At 68.1% G+C, this 25208-nt stretch carries 18 protein-coding genes; 4 read left to right on the plus strand and 14 right to left on the minus strand.

Annotated features, from left to right (window positions below):
• Nucleotides 1–185: 185 nt before the first annotated feature.
• Nucleotides 186–1361 (plus strand): GGDEF domain-containing protein, encoded by a 1176-nt coding sequence (locus NX773_RS07030; RefSeq protein WP_258855593.1) that lies wholly within the window; start codon nucleotides 186–188, stop codon nucleotides 1359–1361.
• Nucleotides 1362–1497: 136 nt separating this feature from the next.
• A complete protein-coding gene (locus NX773_RS07035; protein WP_258855594.1) occupies nucleotides 1498–1983 on the plus strand; it encodes a universal stress protein in 486 nt (161 codons plus the stop codon).
• Between the two features lie 66 nt (nucleotides 1984–2049).
• On the opposite strand, the gene NX773_RS07040 is transcribed toward NX773_RS07035, so the two are convergent.
• The 10 genes from NX773_RS07040 to NX773_RS07085 form a co-directional block, all read right to left on the minus strand.
• The gene (locus NX773_RS07040; protein ID WP_258855595.1) at nucleotides 2050–3174 is read right to left on the minus strand and encodes an ABC transporter permease; all 1125 of its coding nucleotides are present in this window, start codon (nucleotides 3172–3174) and stop codon (nucleotides 2050–2052) included.
• Nucleotide 3175: 1 nt separating this feature from the next.
• Nucleotides 3176–5917, minus strand: coding sequence for a ribosome-associated ATPase/putative transporter RbbA (rbbA, locus tag NX773_RS07045; protein WP_258855596.1), 2742 nt, complete (start codon nucleotides 5915–5917; stop codon nucleotides 3176–3178).
• Entirely contained in the window at nucleotides 5914–6984 is a 1071-nt protein-coding gene (locus NX773_RS07050) for an HlyD family secretion protein (RefSeq protein ID WP_258855597.1), read from the minus strand. The genes rbbA and NX773_RS07050 overlap by 4 nt, the downstream gene beginning before the upstream one ends.
• Before the next feature lie 23 nt (nucleotides 6985–7007).
• The gene (locus NX773_RS07055) at nucleotides 7008–8498 is read right to left on the minus strand and encodes an efflux transporter outer membrane subunit (RefSeq protein WP_258855598.1); all 1491 of its coding nucleotides are present in this window, start codon (nucleotides 8496–8498) and stop codon (nucleotides 7008–7010) included.
• A 16-nt stretch (nucleotides 8499–8514) separates the two neighbouring features.
• Nucleotides 8515–9693, minus strand: coding sequence for an acetate/propionate family kinase (locus NX773_RS07060; protein WP_258855599.1), 1179 nt, complete (start codon nucleotides 9691–9693; stop codon nucleotides 8515–8517).
• Nucleotides 9690–11096, minus strand: coding sequence for a bifunctional enoyl-CoA hydratase/phosphate acetyltransferase (locus tag NX773_RS07065; protein WP_258855600.1), 1407 nt, complete (start codon nucleotides 11094–11096; stop codon nucleotides 9690–9692). Before NX773_RS07065 ends, NX773_RS07060 begins: the two co-directional genes overlap by 4 nt.
• Nucleotides 11097–11100: 4 nt before the next feature.
• Nucleotides 11101–12909 carry a PHA/PHB synthase family protein gene (locus NX773_RS07070; RefSeq protein WP_258855601.1) on the minus strand — a complete coding sequence of 603 codons (1809 nt, stop codon included), beginning with the start codon at nucleotides 12907–12909 and terminating at the stop codon, nucleotides 11101–11103.
• Nucleotides 12910–13009: 100 nt separating this feature from the next.
• Entirely contained in the window at nucleotides 13010–13897 is an 888-nt protein-coding gene (gene purU, locus NX773_RS07075; protein ID WP_258855602.1) for a formyltetrahydrofolate deformylase, read from the minus strand.
• An 83-nt stretch (nucleotides 13898–13980) separates the two neighbouring features.
• On the minus strand, nucleotides 13981–15300 hold the full coding sequence (locus NX773_RS07080; RefSeq protein ID WP_258855603.1) for an amidohydrolase: 1320 nt from the start codon (nucleotides 15298–15300) through the stop codon (nucleotides 13981–13983).
• 79 nt (nucleotides 15301–15379) lie between these two features.
• The gene (locus NX773_RS07085) at nucleotides 15380–16612 is read right to left on the minus strand and encodes a family 1 glycosylhydrolase (protein WP_258855604.1); all 1233 of its coding nucleotides are present in this window, start codon (nucleotides 16610–16612) and stop codon (nucleotides 15380–15382) included.
• Nucleotides 16613–16710: 98 nt separating this feature from the next.
• Between NX773_RS07085 and NX773_RS07090 the strand changes: the two genes are divergently transcribed.
• Together NX773_RS07090 and NX773_RS07095 are read left to right on the plus strand one after the other, a co-directional pair.
• Nucleotides 16711–17511, plus strand: a complete 801-nt coding sequence (locus NX773_RS07090; RefSeq protein WP_258855605.1) for a ferritin-like domain-containing protein — start codon at nucleotides 16711–16713, stop codon at nucleotides 17509–17511.
• A gap of 32 nt (nucleotides 17512–17543) precedes the next feature.
• On the plus strand, nucleotides 17544–19928 hold the full coding sequence (locus tag NX773_RS07095; protein WP_258855606.1) for a DNA polymerase II: 2385 nt from the start codon (nucleotides 17544–17546) through the stop codon (nucleotides 19926–19928).
• 5 nt (nucleotides 19929–19933) lie between these two features.
• Here NX773_RS07095 and NX773_RS07100 read toward each other — a convergent pair whose 3' ends face one another.
• From NX773_RS07100 to NX773_RS07115, 4 genes are all read right to left on the minus strand, one after another.
• Nucleotides 19934–20641, minus strand: coding sequence for a hypothetical protein (locus NX773_RS07100; RefSeq protein WP_258855607.1), 708 nt, complete (start codon nucleotides 20639–20641; stop codon nucleotides 19934–19936).
• Nucleotides 20642–20732: 91 nt separating this feature from the next.
• Entirely contained in the window at nucleotides 20733–22115 is a 1383-nt protein-coding gene (locus NX773_RS07105) for a phenylacetate--CoA ligase family protein (RefSeq protein ID WP_258855608.1), read from the minus strand.
• Between the two features lie 54 nt (nucleotides 22116–22169).
• Entirely contained in the window at nucleotides 22170–24632 is a 2463-nt protein-coding gene (locus NX773_RS07110; RefSeq protein WP_258855609.1) for an FG-GAP-like repeat-containing protein, read from the minus strand.
• 2 nt (nucleotides 24633–24634) lie between these two features.
• Complete coding sequence (locus NX773_RS07115) at nucleotides 24635–25171, minus strand: hypothetical protein (protein ID WP_258855610.1); 537 nt, start codon at nucleotides 25169–25171, stop codon at nucleotides 24635–24637.
• Nucleotides 25172–25208: the final 37 nt, after the last annotated feature.

A 25208-nucleotide genomic window follows, 5' to 3' on the forward strand; every position in this document is an offset into this window, starting at 1 on the left:
GCAGCCGTATCATCCATGTGCACGGCGCTGGGTGTTGTTCGAGCGCTCAATCCGCATGTCGCCGGCTCTCCCACGCGGCCGGGCGACGCCAACGCAAGGTTCCGCCGGACGACCTTTTCTCACCGTTCTTTGGTGTCATGCTTAGTACCCAGGTCATTTTCCTCATCGCTGCGCTGTTATGCTTCATGACCTTCCTGGTCTTGCTGGGCGTGTCGACCAATCGCATCGACGGCATGCGGCAGATCCGGCTGGCGGCGTTGCTTGGGATTGTCGGCAATATCCTGTATGCATTTGGCAGGGAATTGCCGCCCTTGCTGGCGTACGAGGCAGCCAATGCGGTTTATGCCGCAGCCTCGGCCTCGCTGTTCGTGGGGTATCGGCTGCTGTTCAAGCGGCGGGCCTACGCGCGGGCGGCAGCCGTATCGGTGCTGGTGTTCACGGCGCTGATCGCCATCTTTCACTACTGGTTCGATTCGTTCGTGGCGCGCAGCTCCGTGGTGTCGCTCTACCACGCGGCCGTCGGCGCCGGGATCGCGCTGACCCTGATCCGGTGCCGGTCGCAGTGGGACAGGCCGTTCTACGTGAAGCGGTTCATCCTGTTCGTCTGCAGCATGAAGGTGCTCGGCCACGTCACGCGCGTGGCCTGGCAACTCCTGGGGCCGGCACAACCGACATCGTTACTGCAGCCGAGCCCCGGGGCGATCTTTTTTCTCAGCGTGGCAACCGTCGGCTTGCCGGCACTGGCCTTCGGCGGCATGCTGCTCGCGCATCGCAGGATCGTCGAATTCGCCCAGGAGGCCGCCGACCACGACTACCTGACCGGTGTCCTGTCGCGCCGCGCGTTTTCCAAAATCGGCGAGCGCGAGCTGGGCCGGGCGGCGCGGACCGGGCGCCCGTTGGCGCTGCTGCTGATCGACCTGGACCACTTCAAGCCGATCAACGACAACTACGGGCATGACGCGGGTGACCGGGCCCTGGTCGCGTTCACGCTCAATGCAGAAAAAGTCTTGAGGGGCATGGATTTCCTCGGGCGCATCGGCGGCGACGAGTTTGCCGTCTGGATGCCAGAGACGGACCTCGCGGCGGCCACCGTTGCAGCGCATCGCCTGCGGCGGCGCGTGGCTGCCTTGGGCCGGACAGGCGCGCTTCCAGGTGTCACGCTCAGTATTGGCGTGTCGGTGCTGCACGACGGCGACTCGCTGGAATCGGTGATGAAGCGCGCCGACGTGGCGCTTTACGAAGCCAAACGAAATGGCCGCGACCAGGTGGTGACCGAGCCGGAAGGCGGACAGCCCGCTGGCATCGGCGAATGCGCGACACTGCAAATGACGCGCACGAAAACCGGGTCAACGGCCACTTGAGTGCTCCCTGCCCCAAGCGGGCCCGATGCGCGTTCGCCGTGGCAGCAAACAGGGCCGCCATCGACCGCCGGTTTGCTGATGTGTGATAATCAAAAAGTCCGGCCGTTGGTGCTTGCGGCGACTTTTTGGAGAACCTATGTATTCACGAATTCTTGTACCGCTCGATCGCAGTGCGACAGCGCTTTGCGCGCTGGAGCAGGCGGCCGTGCTGGCGCGCCTGAGTGGCGGTACGATCGTCCTGTTGCACGTCGTCGAGGAGCTAGATCACGCCACCGGCTTCGAGTCCGCCAAGGTGTACACCGAGGATGTGGAGCCCACTTTCCTGGCGGCCGGACAGGCGATGCTCGAGCAAGCCGCGGCCCCCCTGCGCAAGGATGGCGTGACCGTGGAGACGCTTCTGCGGCAGAGCAGGGGTGAACGCGTGGCGACCCTGATCGTCAAGGAGACCGCTGCCGCCAACTGTGACATCGTCATCATGGGCACCCATGGCCGTCATGGCATTGGCCGCGTGCTGCTGGGCAGCGATGCGGAGCAGGTGGCGCGCCTGTCTCCCGTGCCCGTGATGCTGGTGCGGCATGCGCAGGCGGGGGGCGCGCGGCCCGACTCGGGCGCAGGCGGCTGACACACCAGCGCGCAGCAGCCCGCCCAACTGACCGCTGCGCCCGGCCAGCGCGCTGGCCAAAGAGACTCACACCATCTGCACGATCGTCTTGCGGAACCGCGCCAGCGACAGCCCGAACAGCACCGAACCGATCGCCGCCAGCGCCAGCATCGAGGGCCAGGCGATCGCGAAGCCGGCGCCGCGGAACAGGATGGCCTGGCTCAGGCTGACGAAATGGGTGGTGGGCGCGAGCGACATCAGGTAGCGCACCGCGTCGGGCATGCTTTCGCGCGGGGTGATCGCGCCGGACAGCAGTTCCAGCGGAATCAGTGTCAGCATCAGCAGCAGGCCAAACTGCGGCATGCTGCGCGCGAGCGTGGCCATGAAGATGCCCATCGACGTGGTGGCAAACAGGTGCAGCGCCGCGCAGCACAGGAACAAGCCCAGCGACCCCTCGATGCGGACCCCGAGCGCGCCTTTTATCACCACCGTGAGCGACACCAGGGTGGCGAGCATGACGATCAGTCCCATTGCCCAGACCTTGGACAGCATGATCTCGGTGGGCGTGACCGGCATGACCAGCAGGTGTTCCACCGTGCCGTGTTCGCGCTCGCGGATCAGCGCCGCCCCGGTCAGGATGATCGACAGCATGGTGATGTTGTTCGCCAGTTCACTGATGGAGCCGAACCAGGTCGGATCGAGGGCCTGGTTGAAGCGCTGGCGCACCGTCACCTCGACCGGACTGGCCGCGCTGCCGCGGTAACGCTGCAGGAATTCGCCGACTTCCCCCAGCACGATCTGCTGGATCCAGCCGCTGCCGGTGAAGGCCTGGCTCATCCGGGTTGCGTCCACTGCCAGTTGCACCTGCGGCCCTCTTCCGGCCAGCACGTCGCGCTGGAAGTCCGGCGGAATATCGAGCACGAAGGTGTAGGTGCCGGCGTCAAGCGTGGCGTCGACCTCGGCCGGCGTGATGCGCGCGGGCGGCGCGAACTGGGGCGGGTAGAACGCGGTCACGATGCGCGCCGACAGCGCCGAATCGTCCTCGTCCACGATCGCGATCGCGGCGCGGTGCAGTCCCTCGGGCGCGGCCGTGGCGGCGATGTACAGGGCCGCCGTGAAGGTATAGACGATCAGCAGCAGCAGCCCGGGGTCGCGCCACAGGCTCCACAGTTCCTTCACGCCCAGGCGGTAAATGTTGGAAAGGCGCGGCATCTCACTTCTCCTGCTTCTTGAGCAGCGCAATCGCGGCGGCCAGCACCACCGGATAGGCCAGCGCCATCGGCCACATCGCGTGGTACAGGTCGGCCAATCCGAGCGCTTTGTTGAACACCCCGCGGCTAATGTTGAACATGTGGCTGGCCGGGTACAGCTCGCCGATCACCCGCCCCGCGCCCTCGAGCGAGGAAACGGGGTTGATCAGGCCGGAGAACTGAATCGCCGGCAGCATGGTGCCGATCAGGGTAAAGAACATGGCGGCAATCTGGCTGCGTGTCAGTGCCGAGGCGAGCAGGCCGATCGCGGTGGTGCCCAGCACGTACAGCAGCGTGGCCAGCGTCAGCGCGCCGAAGCTGCCGCTGACGGGCACGCCGAACACGGTCACCGCGGCTGCGCACATCAGCAAAAAATTCAGCATGGCCAGGGCGACGTAGGGCATCTGCTTGCCGATCAAGAATTCGGTGCGCGTGGCCGGCGTGACGTACAGGTTGATGATGGAACCGAGCTCCTTCTCGCGCACCACGGCCAGCGCGGTCAGCATCGCGGGCAGCATCAGCAGGAGCAGGGGGATGACGGCGGGGACGATCGCAGGCAGGCTGCGCACGTCCGGGTTGTAGCGAAAGCGCGTCTCCACGGTCGCTGGCATGGCCGGCGTGGGCATGCCGCGTTCGAGCGCCTGTCGCATCAGCCAGTGCTGGTGCAGGCCCTGCACGTAGCCGGTGATGGTCTCGGCCCGCTGCGGCATGGCGCCATCGACCCAGATCCCGACCTGTGCCTGGCGGCCGTGGGTGAGGTCGCGCGCAAAGCCGGGCGGGATTTCGACTGCGAGCGACACGTCGCCGCTGCGCATGCGGTGGTCAAGGTCGGCATAGTCGCGCAGCGGCGGGGTTTGTGTGAAGTAGCGCGAACCGGCGATGTTGAGCACGTAGTCGCGGCTCAATGCGGTCGCGTCGCGGTCCAGTACCGCAAAGCGCAGGTTTTCCACGTCCATGTTGATGCCGTAGCCGATCACGAACATCAGCAGCAGTGAACCGACCAGCGCCAGGGCGCGGCGGATTTTGTCGCGCTTGAGTTCGAGCGCCTCGCGCCACAGGTAGCTGACCATGCGGCCAAAGCTGCGCTGCGCTGCGCCATGCCTGGGCGGGGCGGCCGGGGCGACGACGCTTTCCGTCGGGGCCTCCGGCGTGTCGGGTGCGCCGCCAGCCTCGCGCAGGAAGGCGATGAAAGCATCTTCGAGCGTGGCGGTGCCGCGCGCTGCGACCAGCGCGGACGGCGCATCGCAGGCCAGCACGCGGCCAGCGTGCATCAGCGAGATGCGGTCGCAGCGCTCGGCCTCGTTCATGAAGTGGGTGGAAATGAAGATCGTGACCCGGTCCTTGCGCGCCAGGTCGATCATCAGGCGCCAGAAGGCGTCGCGCGCCAGCGGGTCAACGCCGGAGGTCGGTTCGTCCAGGATCAGCAGTTCGGGCTTGTGCACCATCGCCACCGCCAGCGACAGGCGCTGGCGGATGCCGAGCGGAACGCGGTCGGGGAGTGCATCGAGCACGTCCTGCAGGTCGAAGCGCTCGGCCATCTCGGCCACCCGCGCGTCGATCTGCGCTTCCGGAACGTGGAACAGGCGCGCGTGCAGCACCAGGTTCTGGTGCACCGTCAGTTCGCCATACAGCGAGAACGACTGCGACATGTAGCCGACGCGGCGCCGCGTTTCCAGGTCGCGCGCGTCCACCGGCTGGCCGAACAACAGGGCCTGGCCGCCGCTGGCCGGCAGCAGGCCGGTCAGCATTTTCATGGTGGTGGTCTTGCCGCAGCCGTTGGAGCCGAGGAAGCCGAAGATCTCGCCGCGCCGGATGCGAAAGCTCACGTGGTCCACGGCGGTGAAGTCGCCGAAACGCATCGTCAGCTCCTTCGCTTCGATGGCGATTTCATCCTCGCCGCCGGCAACCATCGGCGGCACGTGCAGCGGCGCGTAGCCGGCGCGCTCCTCTTCCGGCAGCAGGGCGATGAAGGCCTGCTCCAGCGTGGCGCTGCCGGTGCGCTCGAGCAGTTCGGCGGGCGTGCCGGTCGCCAGCACGCGGCCCGCGTCCATCGCGACCAGCCAGTCGAAACGCATGGCCTCGTCCATGTAGGCAGTTGCCACCATCACGCTCATGCCCGGGCGCTCGGCGCGGATGCGCGCGATCAGGTCCCAGAACTGGGTGCGCGCCAGCGGATCCACCCCGGTGGTCGGCTCGTCCAGGATGAGCAGGTCGGGGTCGTGGATCAGCGCGCAGCACAGGCCGAGCTTCTGCTTCATCCCGCCCGAGAGTTTGCCCGCCGGCCGGTCGAGGAAGGGGAACAGGCCGGTGCTGCGCGTGAGCTGGTCGATGCGGCGCCGTCGCTCGGGGCCGTCGTGCCCGAACAGGCGCCCGAAGAACTGCAGGTTTTCTTCCACCGACAGGGTGGGGTACAGGTTTTTGCCCAGCCCCTGCGGCATGTAGGCGATGCGCGGGCAAACCTGTTCGCGGTGGCGCCGCTCGGCCATGTCGCCGCCCAGCACCTCGATCCTGCCGTGCTGCATGCGGCGCGCTCCCGACAGCAGGGCGAGCAGGGTGGACTTGCCGACGCCGTCAGGCCCGATCAGTCCGACCACGCAGCCGGACGGCACCTCCAGCGTCAGCCGGTCCAGCGCCCGGGTCTTGCCGTACTCGATGCTGACGTCTTCCAGCCTGGCGACGCAAGCAGGCTGGTTGGCGTGCGTCATGGCGTTACCTTGGCCGCCACTTCAGCAGGCCATGGTGCTTTCGGGTCCAGGCGGACCCAGGCTACGCCCGGCAGGCCGGTTTTCACCTGCTGCAGGTGTGCTTCGAGCAGCTTGCGGTCGATCCGGGCCTTGACCCGGAACATCAGCTTCTGGCGTTCGCTGGCGGTTTCCACCGTCTTGGGCGTGAACTGGGCGGTGCTGGCTACGTACGATACCCTGGCCGGGATCGCGTATTGGGGCACGGCGTCGAGCACCACGCGCACCTCGGCGCCAAGGCCCACCCGGCCGGCCACGGTTTCGGGCAGGAAGAAGGTCATGTACACGTCGGCCAGGTCGACGAGGTTGAGCACCTTGCCGCCGGCGCCGAGCACTTCGCCCGGCTGGGCCACGCGGTACTGCACCCGGCCGGCGCGCGGCGCGATCAGCACCGTATCGGCCAGTTCGGCGTCGATGCGCGCGATGGTTGCGGCGGCGGCCTTTTCGTTGGCCTGTGCGCTGAGCACCTGGGTACGGGTGGCGTTCACCGCGGCCTGGGCAGCGCGCACCTGGGCCCGCGCGGCGGCCAGCGCGGCCAGCGTGCCGTTCACCCGGGCGCGGTCGTCGTCCAGCTCCTGGCGCGACGATGCGCCTTCGTTGGCCAGCGTCTCGGAGCGGGCCAGGCGGCGGCGTGCGGCGTCCAGGTCGCTTTCGCGCTGGCCCACCAGCGCCTGCGCGGCCAGCTGGTCGCTTTCGCGCAGCGTCACTTCGGCGCGCGCGCCTGCCAGCGCGGCGGCCGCCTGCTGCTGGCGCGCCACCGCTTCCTCGCGCTGGGCCTGCATGCTGCGGGTATCCATCCTGGCGAGGACTTGCCCGGCCTTGACGAACTCGCCTTCCTGCGCGGTGATCTCGCTGATCCTTCCCGGCACCTTGGTGGCGACGTCAACCTCGGTGGCTTCGATGCGGCCGTTGCCCTTGGCGAAGCCGTCGGTCTTGTCGCGCTGCGAGAACGGCCCCCAGTTCACGAAGGCCCACGCGGCCAGTGCGGCGACCAGCGCTACCGGCACCCACAACTTCAGTTCTTTTTTCATGGTGTTGTATTGTAGAAGACTAGTCATCGGATGGCGCCAGCGTCAGTGCCTGGCAAGCGCCGCGCACCGCCGCCGAGCGCGCGGTACAGCGCCACCTGCGCCGACAGTTGCTGCCTGCGCAGCTGCACCAACTGCTGCTCGGCGCCAAAGCGCTCGCGCTCTGCATCTAGCACCTCGAGGTAGGCGGCGGCGCCGCTCTCGTAGCGCAGCTGTGCCAGGCGGGCGCGCTCGGCCTGCAGCACCAGCGTGGCGCGGGTTGCCTCGGCCTGGGCGGCCAGTCCGCGCCGCGCGGCGAGCGCGTCGGCCACGTCGCGGAAGGCGCCCTGGATCGCCCGCTCGTATTGGGCCACCGCCTCTTCGCTGCGCAGCTGGGCCACCGACAGTTGACCCTTCAGGCGCCCGCCATTGAAGATCGGCAGCGCGAGCGAGGGCGCAAAGTTCCAGGCGCGGCTGTCATCGTTGAACAGCTCGTTGAGCGAGGTGCTGGCCGCGCCCGCGGTGGCGGTGAGCGCGATGCGCGGGAAGAACGCGGCGCGCGCGGCCTGCACGTTGGCGTGGGCGGCACGCAGTTGCTGTTCGGCGGCGGCGATGTCGGCGCGCTCGAGCAGCAGGTCCGACGGCAGGCCGGTTGCGGGCTCGCGTGCCAACGGCACGGTGCCCAAGCCATCCAGTGCCGGCGCGAGCGTGACCGGGGCGCCGGCCAGCAGGTCGAGCACCGCACCTTGTTGCGCGCGCGCCTGCTCCAGCTGGGCCACCTGGGCAATCGCCTGCTGTTGCAGCAGCTCGACCTGGGTCAGGTTCAGGCGCGAGGCGGCGCCCAGTTGGTAGCGGCGCCGGAAGATGCGCACCGTCTCGTCGCGCAGTTCGCGCGTGCGCCGGGCCAGCGCCAGCCGTTCGTCGATCTCGCGCAGGCCGAGGTAAGCGTCGGCCACCTGAGCGATCAGGCTGACCGTAATGGAACGGCGCGCCTCGTCGCTGGACAGCCAGCTTGCGAGCGCGGATTCGTTCAGGCTGCGCAGGCGCCCCCACACATCCAGTTCCCATTGCGAGAAGCCGATGCCCGCCTGGAACTGGTTGCCCATGATGGGGCGGCCGATGAAGCTCTGCGCCGGCGGCACCAGCGCGCGGGTGGCCTGCAGGCTGCCGTTCACCACCGGCAGCTGTTCGGCGCGCTGGATGCCGTAGGCGGCCGCCGCCTCCTGCACGCGCAGTGCCGCTGTGCGCAGCTCGCGGCTGTTCTCCAGCGCCACGCCAATCACCCGACGCAGCTCGGGGTCGAGGAAGAAGTCCTGCCAGCCGGGCTGCGCAGCGGCGGCCGTGGCGTCGCTGGCCTGCCCCGGATAGGCGGCGGGCACGGGAAAGCCCGCCGTCGGCGTGGCGCGTGGCAGCGGCGCACACGCGGCAAGGCTCAGGCAGACCGGCAGGGCCGCCATGGCCGCACGCAAGCGCCGGCGCGACTGGCGGTGCGCCAGGCTCTGTTTTGTTATTTGATCCATCTGTTTTTGTTCAATCATGGGTGTGTGGCAGCGCTCAGGATTTGAGCTCGTCCGCCGCAGCGCGGGTTTGCTGCGCGATCACTGCTTCTTCGTCGGCCGGCAGTACCCAGACCGAAACCGCGCTGTCCGCCGCATGCAGCCGCGGACCGCCGGCCGCGTTGGCGGCGGGGTCGAGGCGCACGCCAAGCCAGGCCGCCTGCTCGCAGACGCGCGCGCGGATCTCGGGCGCGTGTTCGCCGATGCCGCCGGTGAAGACCAGCACGTCGAGCCCGCCGGCGGCAGCGGCAAGCGAACCGAGTTCGCGCCCGATGCGATACACGAACACGTCCAGCGCCTCGCGCGCGGCCGGCTCCTGGCTGGCCGTCAGCTCGCGCATGTCGCCGCTGATCCCGGACAGGCCCAGCAGGCCCGACTCCTGGTACAGCAAGCGCTGCATTGCCGCCGGCGTCATGCGCTTGTCCTGCAGCAGGTACAGCAGCAGGCCGGGGTCGATGCTGCCGCAGCGCGTGGCCATGGGCAGGCCGTCGAGGGCGGAAAAGCCCATCGTGCTGGCCACGCTCCTGCCGCCCACCATGGCGCACATGCTGGCGCCGCTGCCCAGGTGCGCGGCGACGACGCGGCCGCCGGCGCGCGGTTCCAGCGCCGGCAAGGTATTGGCCACGTGCTGGTACGACAGGCCGTGGAAGCCGTAGCGCAGCACCTGCTGCTCGGCCAGCGCGCGCGGCAGCGCGTACAGGCGCGACACGCGCGGGTTGTCCAGGTGGAAGGCGGTGTCGAAGCAGGCCACTTGCGGCAGGTCCGGATGCAGTTTGGCCATGGCCTGCATCGCCGCCAGGTTGTGCGGCTGGTGCAGTGGCGCGAGCGGGTTCAGCGCGGCCAGTTCGGCCAGCAGGGCCGGCGTCACCAGCGCAGGGCCGGCGTGCGCGTTACCGCCGTGGACCACGCGGTGGCCGATGGCGGCCAGCCGCGCCGGGGCAAGGTGGCCCTCCACCCAGGCGATCACCGCCGCCAGCTGGTCGGCATAGCCGTTGATCCCTTCCAGCGGCCGGTCTTCGGTAAGCTCTCCTTGCGGCGACCAGGCGAGAAGGCGGTGCTGGTGGCCGCCGCTGTCGATCTCGCCGCGGCTGGAAAGCGCGAGCGCATCGCCGCGCTCCACGAACACCGCGAACTTGATGCTGGACGAACCGGCGTTGAAGCAGGCGTAACCCTTCATGGCGTACCGATCATGCCCGGCGTGGCCTGGTGGCGCGCGAGCAGCGCCGCCAGTGCGCACGAGGCCAGGCGCGCCAGCGGCCCGTCGGCGCGGCTGGTGAGCATGATGGGCACGCGCGCGCCGAGCACGATGCCGGCAATCTGGGCGTCCGCCAGGTATTCGAGCTGCTTGGCGAGCATGTTGCCCGCTTCGAGATCGGGCACGACCAGGATGTCGGCGCGCCCGGCCACCGGCGACACGAAGCCCTTGGTGGCCGCCGCTTCGGCCGACACCGCCAGGTCGAACGCCATCGGCCCGTCCACGATCGCGCCGCTGATCTGGCCGCGTTCGGCCATCTTGCACAGCGCCGCCGCCTCGATGGTGGACGCGATCTTGGGATACACGGTCTCCAGCGCCGACAGGATGGCCACGCGCGGCGCCGCGATCCCGAGTGCGTGCGCCAGGTCGATGGCGTTCTGCACGATGTCGCGCTTGTCCTCCAGCGTGGGATAGACGTTGATTGCGGCGTCGGTGATCAACAACGGGCGCGGATAGGTGGGCACATCCATGGCGAACACGTGGCTGATGCGGCGCGCCGTGCGCAGCCCGCTGTCCTTGGCGACCACGGCGCGCATCAGCTCGTCCGTGTGGAGCGCGCCCTTCATCAGGGCCTGCACTTCGCCGGCGCGCGCCATGGCGACCGCGGCCTCGGCCGCCGCGTGACTGTGTTCGGTCGACACGATGCGCAGGCTCGCCAGGTCGATGCCAGCGTCGGCCGCGGCGCGCCGGATCTTCGCTTCAGGACCAACCAGCACCGGCTCGATCAGGCCCTCGCGCGCCGCCTCCACCGCGCCCAGCAGCGAGACTGCGTCAACCGGATGCACGACCGCGGTGCGCACGCGCGGCGCATTGCGCGCTGCCGCCAGCAGCTCGAGGTAGCGTCCGCCGCGCTCGTGCACCCGCACCTCGGGCAGCGCCACGCGCGCGCGCGCGACCTTGTCGGCGGGGGCAATGACCTCGGCGGTGCCGGTGACCACCGGGTCGTGATGCTGGTTGGTCACCACGCAATCGAGCGTGACGCGGCGCCTGGCTGGATCGAGCGCGGTCACGGTGACGGTGACGGTGACGCTGTCGCCCAGCCCGACCGGCTTGAGGAAGCGCAGCGACTGCCCGAGATAGATCGTACCCGGTCCCGGCAGCTGCGTGCCCAGCACGGCCGAGACCAGCGCGCCGCTCCACATGCCATGCGCGACCACCTTGTGGAAGGTGTCGCCGCGCGCGTATTCGTCGTCCAGGTGGGCCGGGTTGACGTCGCCCGACATCACGGCGAACAGTTCGATGTCCCTGCGGGTGAGGGTGCGCGTCAGGCTGGCGCTGTCGCCAACCGCCAGCTCGTCGAAGGTGCGGTTTTCGATCATGTCCATGGTTTCAGCGCTCCAGCACGTACTGGCCGGGCGCGGCGCAGATCGGCACATAGCCCAGGCCAGCGGCCCCCATGGTCGGCGGCGCGATCCGGCCGCTGGAGGACGATTCCAGCCAGTCGGTCCAGGCCGGCCACCACGAGCCGTCGCGCTGGGCGGTTGCGGCCACCCAGTCGTCCGGCGCCAGGTAGGTGTCGCCATTGGTGCGGCGAGCAAGCCGGTAGTGGCGGTTGCGGTGGCCCGGCTCGCTGACGATGCCCGCATTGTGGCCGCCGCTGGTCAGCACGAAGGTCACGTCGGCGCCTGCCACCAGGTTAATCTTGTACACCGACTTCCACGGCGCCACGTGGTCGGTCTCGGTCGCGACCACGAACATGGGAACGTGGATGTCGGCCAGCGCCACCGGGGCGTCGTCGATGCGGTAGCGTCCTTCGAACAGGTCGTTCTTCAGGAACAAGCGGCGCAGGTATTCGCTGTGCATGCGGTAGGGCATGCGCGTGGCGTCGGCATTCCATGCCATCAGGTCGTTCATCGGCTGGCGCTTGCCGAGCAGGTATTCGTTGACCACGCGCGACCACACCAGGTCGTTCGAGCGCAGCAGCTGGAAGGCGCCTGCCATCTGGCGCGTCTGCAGGTAGCCCTGGCGCCACATGATGTCCTCGAGGTAGTTCAGCTGGCTGTCGTCGATGAACAGGCGCAGTTCGCCGGCCTCGGTGAAATCGGTTTGCGCGGCGAGCAGCGTCATCGAATGGATGCGCTGGTCGCGCCGGCCGGCCAGCCAGGCCGCGGCGATCGCGAGCAGCGTGCCGCCCAGGCAGTAGCCGACTGTGTTGATGCCGCGGTCCGGCACGATGGCGGCCACCGCATCGAGCGCGGCCAGCACGCCCATGCGCAGGTAGTCGTCCATGCCCAGGTCGCGGTCGGCTTCGACCGGGTTGTGCCACGAGATCATGAAGACTGTGTGGCCCCGGTCCGCCAGGTATTTCACCAGCGAGTTCTGCGGCGACAGGTCGAGGATGTAGTACTTCATGATCCAGGCCGGCACGATCAGGATCGGTTCGGCGTGCACGTCGGGCGTGGTGGGCGAGTACTGGATCAGCTCGATCAGGCGATTGCGCAGCACGACCTGTCCGGGCGTGACCGCCACCTGCTGTCCCGGGACGAATTGGTCGGCCCCGGCCGGCGGCTGGTTGAGCAGCATGCGGCGCCAGTCGTCGGCCAGGTGGGTGGCGCCGCGCACCAGGTTCTGGCCGCCTTCCTGCAGCGTGGCCTCGAGCACTTCCGGGTTCGTGGCGATGTAGTTCACCGGCGAGAACATGTCGAGCGCCTGGCGGGCGACGAAGGAAACGACCTGCTCGTGGTGCGGCGACACGCCGCCTATACCGGTGGTCACGTTGTACCACCACTGCTGGTTCAGCAGGAATCCCTGCTGCATCACATTGAACGGCCAGCGCTGCCAGGCCGGGCCGCTGAAACGGTGGTCCTGCGGCAGCGGCGCAATGCACGGCTCGGTACCGCCGATGGCCGCACGGACGGCATACTCGCCGAAGCGGCCGGCCTTGGTGGTGGCCTTTTCGCACAGGCGCGCCCATTTGCCGGGCGACTGCGACAGGTGCAGCGCCCAGTCGGTCCAGGCCAGCGCCATGGCGGCCGGCGAAATGCCGGAGGTGAGCCGGCCGAGCGCGGCATGCAGCACGCGATCGGTACGGCTGGGCGTTTCGATGTCGTCACCGGAGCCCGTGTGGGGCGCGGTGGCGGGGAGGGCGGTGTGAGCGGGCGGGAGTACGGCAGCGAGATTCAGCTTGAGCTTGTCCATGCGTGTACCTTACGTTCTTGATCCGCGTCAAATCATTGACATGGATCAAGATCCTACCACTTACAGTATTAATGCCTAGAAAAAGTCCTCTAAATTGCGCCTAACTGCCGCGAAAAACGATGGTCTTGTTCCCATCGACGAAAACGCGGCGCTCGATGTGGAACTTGACGGCGGCGGCCAGCGCCAGGCATTCGTTGTCGCGGCCCACCCGCACCAGCTGTTCCGGCTTGTAGCTGTGATCGACGCGGGTGACGACCTGTTCGATGATCGGGCCTTCGTCCAGGTCCGGGGTGGCGTAGTGGGCGGTGGCGCCGATCAGCTTCACGCCGCGGTCGTAGGCCTGGTGGTAAGGCTTGGCGCCCTTGAAGCCAGGCAGGAAAGAGTGGTGGATGTTGATGCAGCGGCCGGCCAGCTTGCGCGACAAATCGTCGGACAGGATCTGCATGTAGCGCGCCAGGACCACCAGTTCCGCGCCGGTTTCCTCCAGCAGTTCAAGAATGCGCGCCTCCTGCCGCTGCTTGGTTTCGCGGGTGACAGGCAGGTGCACGAAACGGATGCCCTCGCGCTCCACCATCGGCCGCAGGTCCTGGTGGTTGGACACCACCGCCGTGATTTCCATGTTCAGCTCGCCATTGCGGCGGCGGTACAGCAGGTCGTCCAGGCAGTGGTCGTATTTCGAAACCATGATGACGGTCTTGACCGGCTCGGACGGGTCGTAGATGGCCCATTCCATCTCGAGCCTGCCGGCCACTTCGGCCGGGAACTCGGCGCGGATGCGCTCGATGCCGATGTCGGCGGACATCGGCCGGAAGACCGCGCGCATGAAAAAGCGCTGGGTCGAATCGTCGTCGAACTGCTCCAGCGCGCAGATGTAGCAGTCGCGCCGGGCCAGAAAGCCCGATACGGCGGCGACGATGCCAATGGCCGCCGTGCAGCTGGCGGTAAGGATGTATTGCTTCTGTGTCGGTTGTTGCTCGATGGTGCTCATGCTCGGTCCAGGGTCCAGGTGTCTTTACTGCAATGCAGCAAGATTACCATGACGCCTGCCGAGCATGCTTCCCAGTTGCGATCTCAGCGTCCGAGCGTCCCCAGCACAGCCAGGCTCATCGCCTGCGCGGCGGTCTTGATCGAGGGCTCGGGCACCGGCGCATAGTAGGGCGAGTGGTTGAACGCGACGGGCTTGCCGTCGGACCGTTGCGCCTCTGCCACTGCCTGCGGGTCATAGATGCCGGTGAAGAAGAACATCGAGGGCACGCCTTCGTTGACGAACTGGGAGAAGTCCTCGCTTGCGGTCATCGGCGGCATGCGCTGCGCCTTGTCGCCGAACGCGGCCTTGAACACCGCCTCGGTCTTTTGTACCAGCGCTTCGTTGTTGACGACGGCATCGCCGCCGCGGCCTTGCAGCGACACCTCGGGCGCGGGTGCGCCGGCCATGGCCGCCGATGCATTGGCGACGCGGCGCACGCCATCGAGCAGTCTGGCGCGCACCTCGGGCTTGTACGAGCGGATCGTGCCGCGGACCACGACGGTATCGGGAATGATGTTGCCGACGGTGCCGCCCTGGATCGCGCCGATCGTCACCACGCCGAACTCCTTCGGGTCCTTCTCGCGGCTGATCACGGTCTGCACGTCGGTCACGAAGCGCGCCGCGATCGCGATCGGGTCGATCGTCTTGTCCGGCGCCGAGCCGTGCCCGCCGCGGCCCTTGAACACGATTTCCAGCGCGTCCGAGTTGGACGAGACCGGGCCCGCGTTATAGCCCACGGTGCCATAAGCGAGTGGCCAGGAATGCAGCGCAAACGCGTAGTCCGGCTTGCCGAAGCGCTTGAACAGGCCATCGTCCAGCATGGCGCGCGCGCCGGACACGATCTCCTCGGCCGGCTGGCCCACGAACATCAGCGTGCCGCTCCATTGCGACTTCAGTTCGACCAGCGTGCGCGCGGCGCCCAGCCAGCTGGCCATGTGGATGTCGTGGCCGCAGCTGTGCGCCACAAAGGTGTCGCGGCCGTCGCTTTGCGCGCGCGCGTGGCTGGCGTAGGAAAGCCCGGTCTTTTCTTCCATCGGCAAGCCATCCAGTTCGGTACGCACCAGCACCAGCGGGCCCGGGCCGTTGCGGTAGATTGCGACCACGCCGGTCTTGCCGACCTTCTCGGTCACCTCGAAGCCCAGCTTGCGCATCTCGGCCGCCAGCTTGCCGGCCGTGCGCGCTTCCTGGAACGCGATCTCCGGATGCGCGTGCAGGTCCTTGTACACCCCGTCCAGCCAGGGGTACATGGCGTCGATGCGGGACGTGACCTGGGCGGAGAGCGCCGCGGGAGCCGCTGCATGGGCGGCGGGAAGGGCGGAAAGCAGGATGGCTGCGATGGCGAGGCGGGAGAGTCGCGTTTTCAAGGAGGTCCCTTTCTGTGTTGGCTGGCTGCGGATCGAGCAGCGGTTAGCCTAACACAGCAGGACAGGGAATTGCCGCTGCTCAGAATCGCAGCTCGCGTTCGGCCAGCGCGCGCCCCCAGTCGCGGATGATGCGCCGGTACTCGACCCCGACCTTGCGGATGCGCCGCTCCAGGTCGAACAGGCCGCAGCTGTTGACATGGCCCAGCTGCTCGCGCAGGTCCATGTCCCAGTCCACCTGGTCGGTCAGGCTGTACCAGGTGAAGCCGATGATCGGAAAGCCCTCCTGGCGCAGGCGCAGCACGTTGCCCCATTGGCGCTCGAGCCAGTGGGCCGCGTTCAGCAGCTGGAAGTGGTTGGTCTCGGTGTGCATGATCGGCAGCCGGAACCGGCTGTAGTACTGGCGTGTCAGCCCGTAGTAGCCCAGCACGTTGACGCGCCGGGTGCTGCCGTCCGCGAACACGGCCATTTCGCTGGTCTCGTAGTAGTCTGTGCCCATCACGCACCAGGGACGAATGGTGCGGTTCATGAAGTAGTCGAACTTGTCCAGCGATAGCCCGTTCTCGACCAGGTAGCGCAGCATGACCGCGGACGGGGGATGGCTGTAGTTCAGGTCCAGCGACAGAAAGCGGCGCTCGTTCAGGTGGGCGGTGCGCTCGACGGCCGTAGGGTCGTGCGGGTGGTAGTAGCGCGTCGATTCGCTCTGCACGAACCACACGGTGCGCACCGCGCGGATCGCCTCGCTGGCGCGGATGTTCGCCTCCACGCAGTTGGACAGCGCCGTGACGAACGCGCGGTGGTCGCGCAGCTGCTCGTTCCAGTAGCCGAACAGGGCCGAGTACTCGGCGGTGATGAGCATCTCGTTGACCGGCGTGTACATCCACACCCACGGGTAGCGGCGCGCGAACGCCTCGGCGTATTCCGCGAAGTAGCGCGGGAAGTCCGGGTTCTGGAAGTTGCCGAGCCAGTCGGGCAGGCCGAAGTGGCACAGGTCGGCGATCGGCTCGATGCCGAGCCGGCTCAACTCGGCAAAGGCTTCGTCCGCAAATGACCAGTCGTACTGCCCGGGCGCGACGTGGGTGCGGTAGTAGGGCGGACCGAAGCGCAGGCAGCGCAGGCCCATGTCATGCACGAGCCGGAAGTCCTCGCGCCAGCGCTGGTAGTGGCCGCAGGCGGCCATTTCATCCACCCGGCGCGGCTTGCCGTCGTGGCCGGTGACGATGGGGGCGCTGTTCTCGATGCCTGTACTGAACGAGAACGAACGCGTCAGGTTGTCGGGGTTGGGATGCGCAGGCAGGCGCGACGTGCTGGACATGGGCACACCTCGGAGTCGTTTCGTCAGACCGCTTGTGGCCGCAGTGGTTCAGCCGGCGTGATTTGGTACACTGCCGCTTTTGTTGGGCGGGACTGAACATGGCGGTATCTAGCGAGCTGCGCGCACGCGCGCTTGAATGTCTGGTGGAGACGGACCCTGCTGCAAAGACGGCGGGCGTGGCGGCGCTGGCTGCGGCCAGCGCGAGCGGCGCGGCGCGCCTCGACAGCGCGGCCGTCCTGCAGAGCGGCGCCGCCATTCCTGGGCGGCCGGCGCGCCCTGAGCTGGTGCCGCCGCGGCTGGTGGGGCGCCGCTCGATGGCAACCGTCGAAGGCCGCGCCATGCTCATCCATGCTCTGGCGCACATTGAATTCAATGCAGTGAACCTGGCGCTGGACGCGATGTGGCGCTTCCCCGGCATGCCGCCGCGCTTTTACACGGACTGGCTGCGTGTGGCCAAGGAAGAGTCCGCGCATTTTTCAATGCTGGCCGCGCACCTGCAAACGCTGGGCCACCGGTACGGCGACTTTCCCGCGCACGACAGCCTGTGGGAGATGGCCGAGAAGACCCGCGGCGACATTCTCGCCCGCATGGCGCTGGTGCCGCGCACGCTCGAGGCGCGCGGGCTGGACGCGATTCCGCCGGTGCGCGCCAAGCTGGCCCAGGCCGGCGACCTGGCGGCCGCCGCAATCCTGGACGTGATCCTGCGCGAGGAGGTTGGTCATGTCGAGATCGGCAACCGCTGGTACGGCCACCTGTGCGCGCTGCGCGGGCTGGACCCGGTGCCGACCTACACAGAGCTGGCCGCGCGCTACGAGGCGCCCGTGCTCAAGGGCCCTTTCAATATCGAAGCGCGCCGTCAGGCGGGCTTTACCGAAGCCGAGCTGGCGCGCTTCGCGTAAGGGCGGCTGCTTTGCGATAAGCTGTCGCAACGATGAGCGAACAAGCAGACGCGAATGGCAGCGGCGCCGGCTTCCTGCTGACCCGGCACTGGCGCGACCTGGACGATGGCGTGCAGGTCGAATTCTGGCTCGCGACCGACGAGGGGCCGCGCCTGGTCCGGCTTGCGCCGCAGGCCGCGGTCGCATTCATCCCACAGGAGCAGCGCGCAACGGCCGAACTGCTGCTGGCGCGCGAGCGCGGCTGGGAGCTGCGCGAGCTGGCGCTGTCCGACTTCCGGCACCGCCCCGTGGCAGGCCTGTACTGCCGCCAGTACCGCCAACTGCTGCGGCTTGAAAAGCGCCTGCGCCAGCACGGCATCGACGTGTACGAAGCTGACGTGCGCCCGCCCGAGCGCTACCTGATGGAGCGCTTCATCACCGCGCCGGTCGAGTATTCCGGTCAGGCCGTCCCCGCCGATACTGCGCTGCGGGACGCCGGCCAGTTGAAGCCCGTTGCCGGCTACCGGCCGCGCCTGCGCACTGTGTCGCTCGACATCGAGACCACATTTCAGGGCGAGCTCTATTCGATCGCGCTGGAAGGGTGCGGCCAGCGCCAGGTGTACATGCTTGGCCCGCCGAACGGGGATCACGGCGCGCTCGACTTCACGCTTGACTACTGCGAGACCCGGCGCGACCTGCTGGTCCGCCTGGAGGAGTGGATGGAGCGGCACGACCCGGATGCGATCATCGGCTGGAACCTGGTGCAGTTCGACCTGCGCGTGCTGCAGCAGAACGCCGAGCGCGTGCAGCACACGCTGCGCCTTGGCCGCGGCGGCGCGCCGGTCGAGTGGCGCGAGCACAGCAGGCAGGAGCACTTCTTCGTGTCGATCCCGGGCCGGCTGGTCATCGACGGCATCGAGGCGCTGCGTTCGGCGACCTGGAGCTTTCCCTCGTTTAGCCTGGAGCACGTGGCGCAGACCCTGCTGGGCGAAGGCAAGGCGATCGACAACGCCTACGACCGCATGGACGAGATCGACCGCATGTTCGCCGAGGACAAGCCGGCGCTGGCGCGCTACAACCTCAAGGACTGCGAACTGGTCACCCGCATCTTCGACAAGACCGGGCTGATGGCCTTTTTGCTCGAACGCGCGAGCGTGACCGGCCTTGCGGCCGACCGCAGCGGCGGGTCGGTGGCCGCGTTCGAGCACCTGTACATGCCGGTGATGCACCGCCAGGGCTACGTGGCGCCGAATATCGGCGACGTGGTGGGCGGCGAGAGCCCGGGCGGGTTCGTGATGGATTCACGCTCCGGGCTGTACGATTCGGTGCTGGTGCTCGACTACAAGAGCCTGTACCCGTCGATCATCCGCACCTTCCTGATCGACCCGGTGGGCCTGGTCGAAGGCTTGTGCGAGGACGAAGCCGGCACCGTGCCCGGCTTTCGCAACGCGCGCTTCTCGCGTACCAAACACTGCCTGCCCGCGATCGTGCGCCAGGTGTGGGAGGGCAGGGACGCCGCCAAGCGCGAGCGCAACGCGCACCTGTCGCAGGCGCTCAAGATCATCATGAACTCGTTTTACGGGGTGCTCGGTTCGCCCGGCTGCCGTTTCTTCGACCCGCGGCTGGCCTCGTCGATCACCCTGCGCGGCCACCAGATCATGCACCGCACGCGCGAGCTGATCGAGGAGCAGGGCTACCAGGTGATCTATGGCGACACCGATTCGACCTTTGTCTGGCTCGGGCGCGCGCACGAGAACGAGCACGCCGCACGGATCGGGCGCGCACTGGTCGCGCACGTGAACGACTGGTGGCGGCGCCACCTGCGCGAGGAATATGGCCTGGACTGCGCGCTCGAGCTGCAGTTCGAGCGGCACTTCCGCCGCTTCCTGATGCCCACCGTGCGCGGTTCCGAAGAAGGCAGCAAAAAGCGCTACGCCGGACTGGTGACCAGGCCCGACGGGCTGGAGGAGGTGGTGTACAAAGGGCTGGAGACCGTGCGCACCGACTGGACGCCGCTGGCCCAGCAGTTCCAGCAGGGGCTGTACGAGCGCATCTTCAAGGGCGAGCCATATCAGGACTTCGTGCGCGACTATGCCCAGCGCACGCTGCGCGGCGAACTGGACGAGCTGCTGGTGTACCGCAAGCGGCTGCGCCGTAAGCTCGACGATTACGAGCGCAACGTGCCGCCCCACGTGCGCGCCGCGCGTGCCGCCGACGAGTTCCACCTCAGCCAGGGGCGACCGGCGCAGTATCGCAACGGCGGCTGGATTCGCTACGTGGTCACCACCGCCGGGCCGGAGCCGCTGGAGACGCGCCGCTCACCGATCGATTACGAGCACTACCTGAGCCGCCAGCTCGAGCCGGTGGCCGACGCCATCCTGCCCTTCCTGGGCGACTCGTTCGCGCGCCTGACCAGCCGGCAGCAGGAGCTGTTCTGAGCCGACTATCGCTTCCACCACTCGCCAAAATTAGGCCAAGCTTTGCGTGCCGCGGCGTTGCAGGTCCTCGAGCGTTCAAATTCGGCCTGCGAGATTCGCGTTCCCGTGGCCGTCTCGGTCGTGAGCGCGGCCACGTGAAACCCATATCCATGGCGGAACGTGATTGGCTTGGCGCCTTTGGGAGTGACAACCAGCGGGTGCAGGCCGGGCGCATCGGTGTACGCGGCAAAGCAGTGCCCTGACTTGAAGAAGCTTCCTGTTGCGCCGTCGGCCCAAGCCACCGAAAAATCCTCGGCCGGTTCGTAGTTTGGGCCTGCGTATTGGACGGTGCCGACAATGCCCTGCTGCGGATGCGCCGGCGGCGTGATCGGACAGACCCCGTCGCTCTGGCAGCTGCTGTCGCCGCGGGTGAACTGCGCAGTGCCGTCCACGTCGACCATGACAATCTCTTCCGGCAGCCGCACCTGGTAGCGGGTGAGGCCGAACAGCTTTTCCAGCAGGCCGTTCTCCACGTCCCACGACCAGCTGCCCCAGTACCGCACTTCCGGGTTGAAGTTCGGGTAGTCGGCGCGGAACTCGTCGAGCCCGGAATAGACGCGGCCATAGACATGCCCGATGGCGGCGTCGACGATCTCGCGCCGGTCCACCCACTTCATCCGCGTCCACGAAAAGCCGGTGAGGTTGGCGCTTTCGATGAGCAGGATGGGGAGCAACAGCATTGTCCGGATGCGCATTGCGGGCCTGGGGGCATGGATGACCTGTCCAGTCTAGATAAGAACCGCGGCGCGAGCAATGAATGTCGCTTCAGCCGGCGGCCCGGAAGTCGTTGATCACGAACTGGCGCTTGCCGCCCGGCGCACGCGCCAGCTCCGGCACCTCGGCCACGTCCATCTCGAAGCGCGTGCCCCAGTGCTCCAGGGGCGCGGCGAGCAGCTCGGCCTTTTGCTCCGGTGTCAGCGGGCCGTTGCGCGGCACCACGGCAATGGTCAGCTTGCCCGGCTCGCGCTGGCGGATCTGGCACGACCGCACAAAGTCCCAGGTGCCCGCCTCCAGCGCAATGGTCAGGCCGGGCAGGCGGTTGCCGTCGCGGTCGAGCACGAACTCGTGCACGCGCCCCAGGATTTCGGGGCACTGGCCGTGCTCGTCGATGTCGGCAAAGTCGCCGGTGCAGTAGCGGATCAAGGGCATCACCTCGTTCCATGCAGAGGTGCCAACGATCTCGGGCTGGCCGTCGCTGGAGTGCCGGGTCTCGGTCCAGCCGTAAAGGGACTCGAACTGATAGGCGCTGGTGTGGCCGCGCTGGTGGTGCGCGAACGCGAGGTTGGTGCGTTCGGTCAGGCCGTAGCTGATCGAGACCGGGCAATCGAACACGCGGCCGATGAGCGCGAGCTGTACCGGCGTGGCCGGCTCGGAAGCGAGCAGCACGCCCTTCAGCCGGAACTGCAGGTCGCCGGGCGCAAGCAGTTCGGCGAGCGACAGGGCCGCGCTTGGGTAGGCGTGGATGAATTCAGGGCGAAACCGGTTCAGCGCCTCGACGATGCTCGCCTTGTGCGCCGCCTGCAGGTGGTTGGGCGAGACCATCAGCCGGTTGCCGAAGCGGTAGCAGGGCGCGTCGTCCAGCGGCCGCGCCGAATCGGCGCCCAGGCGGGCGTAGCGCGATTTGTCGAAACTGAAGCCGAGCCGCCCCCAGGCGTGGAAGTAGAACGCCTTTTCGATATCGCCCTGGCGCTTGTCGCGCCACACGCCAATGCCCGTGCCGGACGAGCCGTGGCTCTGCGCGTACACAAGGAAGCGCGGGTTCACGCGGTCGTCCACGAAGTCGCGCTGGCATTCCATCACGTCCTGCTTGCCGATGTAGGGGAAGCGTTCCAGCAGTTCCCCCACCGGCGCATGCGCCAGCTCGACCGGCCGCAGCGCCACGCGGCGGCGGTACCACGGCACGTGGGCCACCGCGCTGCCCAGCACGTGGCGCAGCCGGTGTTCGGCCGCCGCGCGCTGCACTTCGGGCGGCGCGGCAAGCAGGCGCCGCACCGCGAAATGGTCGGAGTGGTACAGCAGCGTGGCCGGCACCACGCCGCGCCAGCGATGGTAGAGACGAAGCAGTGTTCCCTTCGCGCGCTCGTAATCCATGCCGTCCACCTCTCCCGCAAAAGCCAAAGTCGGTCCAAGCTCAGTCGTCGAAATCATGGTAGTGCCTGTCTTGTTTGCGTGTCGCACGAATGGCCGAGTCCGCTTGAAGCATCAAGGAATCAGCATCGTCATCTCGGCAAAGCCGAGCCAGCCGCGGTCGAGCAGGTCGTCGACGCGGGCATCCGAATAGGTAAAGCTGAACTGCTGGGTATGGGTGCGGTTGTGCGGTTCGGTTCCGCTGCGCTGGGTGTACTGCGCCACCACGTACACGGCCTGTCCCAGCACCGCCTCGACCGGGAACTGCGCCGGCGACAGCGCGTTCGGGTAGCGCCGCGCCGCGCTTTCGGGATAGCTGTGCGGCTGCTGGACCCTGTACACACCAGGATCGGACAGCGGTGCATAGTCGATGTCCGTCACGCCGCCGAGCTGGTCGGACACGCGGCTGACCAGGTCAGGATACGGGCCGCGCGACAGGTAGGTGTGCACGACCGGCACGCCATCGCCGTCCGGCGCGATGCGCACCAGGTCGCCCTTGCCATCGCCGTTGACGTCGCCCACCAGCACCAGTCCCGCGTCGCCCATCATGCCGGCGCCGTTTTCGCTGTGCCGCCTGAACAGGCCCGTTGCGGAAGCGGCGTACACGGTAAACATGAGTTCACCGTCACCGGCGCGCCAGGCGTTGAGCAACTGGGTCTGGCCGCCGCCGGTAAAACCGATCGGATGGAACTGGCCCGGCGCGAAGCCCTGGCCGTGAAAGCTGCTGTCGGGGCCTGCGACGAAGCCACCCGCGCCGTCGGCGAAAAAGGTCCGCAGGTGCAGCAGCGGGCCGTCCTCCGTTTGCTCCTGCCACGCCTGGACCAGATCCATCATGCCGTCGCCATTGACGTCCAGCGGCAGGAAGGCGAGGTGGCTGGCCAGATCGATCGTGGCCAGCACGGTGTCGCGTCGCGCCGTGAAGTGCACCCGGTCCACCGCGCTGGAGACGGAGAGGTAGGCGGTGAGGTGCGTCCTGCCTTGCTCGTCGGCCCAGGCGCGCACCAGGTCGACCATGCCGTCGCCGTTCACGTCCATCGGCCACAGCGCGAGCTGGCGCGCGGGCTGGGCCGGGTCATCAGTGGCGCTCACCAGTGCCTGGCTGAACACCGCGGTGCCGGCTGCGCCAGGCAGGGAGAGGTAGCTGCGGAAGTAGAGCAGCTGGCCGCGCCGCGGGTCGGCGTGGCCGTAGGCTTCCACCAGGTCGAGGCGTCCGTCGCCGTTCACGTCCATCACGAAGAAGCCGAGGTGGTGCTCGCTCCATGCGTCGCCCGTATCGTGCACGGCCAGCGCATCGAACGACGCGCCGTTGGACGCAAAGGACGCCAGCACCAGGTTGCCGTTGTGCGGGTCGCGGTAGGCCACCAACAGGTCGGCGCGGCCGTCGCCGTCCAGGTCCGCCGCCAGGATCCGGTGCTCGTTCGGGAACACGCCGAGCGGACAGATCGCGCCGCAGTCGTAGGCGCCGTTGCCATCGGCCAGCCAGGTGGTGGCGTTGAGCCGGCCGCGTCCGTCGATCCAGAGCTGGACCAGGTCGGTGCAGCCGTTCCCGCTCACGTCCATCGGCAGGAACCCGGTTGTCTGCGCATGGCGGCCGAGCGTCACCAGCGCGGCGGCGTCGAAACCGGGGGCTGGCGTGTCCTGCCAATCGATGGTGATGAGCTGCTCGAAGCGGCGCGCGCCATCGGACGAGCTGCGCTCGGTGACGCTGCACAGGCGGCTCTGGCGCGTGGCGGCGCTGCAGCCGTAGTCCAGGTCGTAGCTGTGCACCAGGGTCGAGGCGTCGAGCCAGGTGTTGATCTGGGCGAGGCGATACAGGGTGGCTACGCCACAGCCGGCGGCAAACGCCGTGATCGGGTCCGGCCGCTCCTCGTAGGTGAAGGTGATGATGCTGCCTGGCGCCGCCTCGTCGGATGCACGGTAGCTGATGCGGTCCAGGTAGTACTGCCCGCAGTCCGCCGCACCCTCCACCGGCGTGGTGGTGTAGTGGTACTCGACCCGGTTGCCGTGCAGGTCTTCCACCGAATGCAGCGCCCACACGCGCACCTGAGCGCCGCCGTGGGCCTTGATGCGGCTGTCCGCCGACGCCCCGTAGGTCCAGATTTCGCCATCCATCATGACGGTAATGAACCCGTCCTCCACGGTGCCGCCGGCGCGGATCTGCTTCCACTCGTGCATCTGCGTGTGGTACAGCGTGCCGGGCTGGCCGTAGTCGCCGTCCACGCTGATCAGGCGCTGGCCGTCCAGCGCCAGGCGGTCGCGCGCGTCGTAGTTGACCGAACCGTTGAACCCGTCCACGGCGTACGTGGCCTTGGTGCGGGTGATGGACGACAGACCGCCAATGCTCCAGCCCACACCCAGCGCCCCATTCGGCTGGCGGTGGCTGTACACCAGTTCGAGCCCGGGCCGCATGCCGGTCAGGCTGGCCGGAGTTGGCAGCACCAGGCGGTAGGTGGCCTGGCCGCTCGCATCGACATTGAAGACGCCTTGCGGCAGGGCGCGGCCGGACAGGGGAAAGTCGGAGTGCATGTTGGTGGACACGATTACCTGAGCGAGAAGTGGTTCTGGATGGCGCGGCAGATCGAGAGCGCCAGAAATTCCTGCTGCGCGATGCCGAACGGGAGACCGGCGTCGAATTGCTCGGACAGGGGGATGCACAGGGACAGCCGGTCCACCAGCCGCACGGTCGTTCGCAGCCGGTCGCCATCGACGCGCAGGCAGGCTTCGATCACGTGGGTCGCGCCCGCGGCGGCGGGACCGTAGGGAACGACCTGGGCGCCGAAGACGCCATGCAGGCGGTGCTCCAGTTCGGCCTGCAGGGCCTGGGCGCACTCGGTCGCGGCGCGGTCCGAACCCACGCTGCGCAGCGGCGCCACGGCCAGGCGGCGCACGTTCAGCGGTGTCGCGGGGAACTGGTCGTGGCTGGCGGGCAGGGCTTGCAGGGTGTCGGCGAACGGGGTGCCCGCCGGCGGGCAAAGGGTACGCAGGCGCTCGCGCAGGCGCTCGGCCAGGGCGCTCTGCCCGGCATCGGGCCGATTGGGCCGGCCGCCGTTTGCACGCTCGACTGGAAATGGGGACACGGTGGCGCCTCCCGGCGGGACGTCCAGTGCTTGCGGT

The organism is Massilia solisilvae (assembly GCF_024753215.1).
Lineage (GTDB): Bacteria > Pseudomonadota > Gammaproteobacteria > Burkholderiales > Burkholderiaceae_D > Telluria > Telluria solisilvae.

Excerpts from the sequence above, each read along its gene's own strand:
- NX773_RS07040 (WP_258855595.1), bottom strand. The coding sequence starts at position 3,174 with ATGCCGCGCCTTTCCAACATTTACCGCCTGGGCGTGAAGGAACTGTGG.
- NX773_RS07060 (WP_258855599.1), bottom strand. The coding sequence starts at position 9,693 with ATGAAGGGTTACGCCTGCTTCAACGCCGGTTCGTCCAGCATCAAGTTC.
- rbbA (WP_258855596.1), bottom strand. The coding sequence starts at position 5,917 with ATGACGCACGCCAACCAGCCTGCTTGCGTCGCCAGGCTGGAAGACGTC.
- NX773_RS07065 (WP_258855600.1), bottom strand. The coding sequence starts at position 11,096 with ATGGACATGATCGAAAACCGCACCTTCGACGAGCTGGCGGTTGGCGAC.
- NX773_RS07105 (WP_258855608.1), bottom strand. The coding sequence starts at position 22,115 with ATGATTTCGACGACTGAGCTTGGACCGACTTTGGCTTTTGCGGGAGAG.
- NX773_RS07035 (WP_258855594.1), top strand. The coding sequence starts at position 1,498 with ATGTATTCACGAATTCTTGTACCGCTCGATCGCAGTGCGACAGCGCTT.
- NX773_RS07090 (WP_258855605.1), top strand. The coding sequence starts at position 16,711 with ATGGCGGTATCTAGCGAGCTGCGCGCACGCGCGCTTGAATGTCTGGTG.
- NX773_RS07055 (WP_258855598.1), bottom strand. The coding sequence starts at position 8,498 with ATGATTGAACAAAAACAGATGGATCAAATAACAAAACAGAGCCTGGCG.
- NX773_RS07085 (WP_258855604.1), bottom strand. The coding sequence starts at position 16,612 with ATGTCCAGCACGTCGCGCCTGCCTGCGCATCCCAACCCCGACAACCTG.
- NX773_RS07050 (WP_258855597.1), bottom strand. The coding sequence starts at position 6,984 with ATGAAAAAAGAACTGAAGTTGTGGGTGCCGGTAGCGCTGGTCGCCGCA.
- NX773_RS07030 (WP_258855593.1), top strand. The coding sequence starts at position 186 with ATGACCTTCCTGGTCTTGCTGGGCGTGTCGACCAATCGCATCGACGGC.
- NX773_RS07095 (WP_258855606.1), top strand. The coding sequence starts at position 17,544 with ATGAGCGAACAAGCAGACGCGAATGGCAGCGGCGCCGGCTTCCTGCTG.
- purU (WP_258855602.1), bottom strand. The coding sequence starts at position 13,897 with ATGAGCACCATCGAGCAACAACCGACACAGAAGCAATACATCCTTACC.
- NX773_RS07070 (WP_258855601.1), bottom strand. The coding sequence starts at position 12,909 with ATGGACAAGCTCAAGCTGAATCTCGCTGCCGTACTCCCGCCCGCTCAC.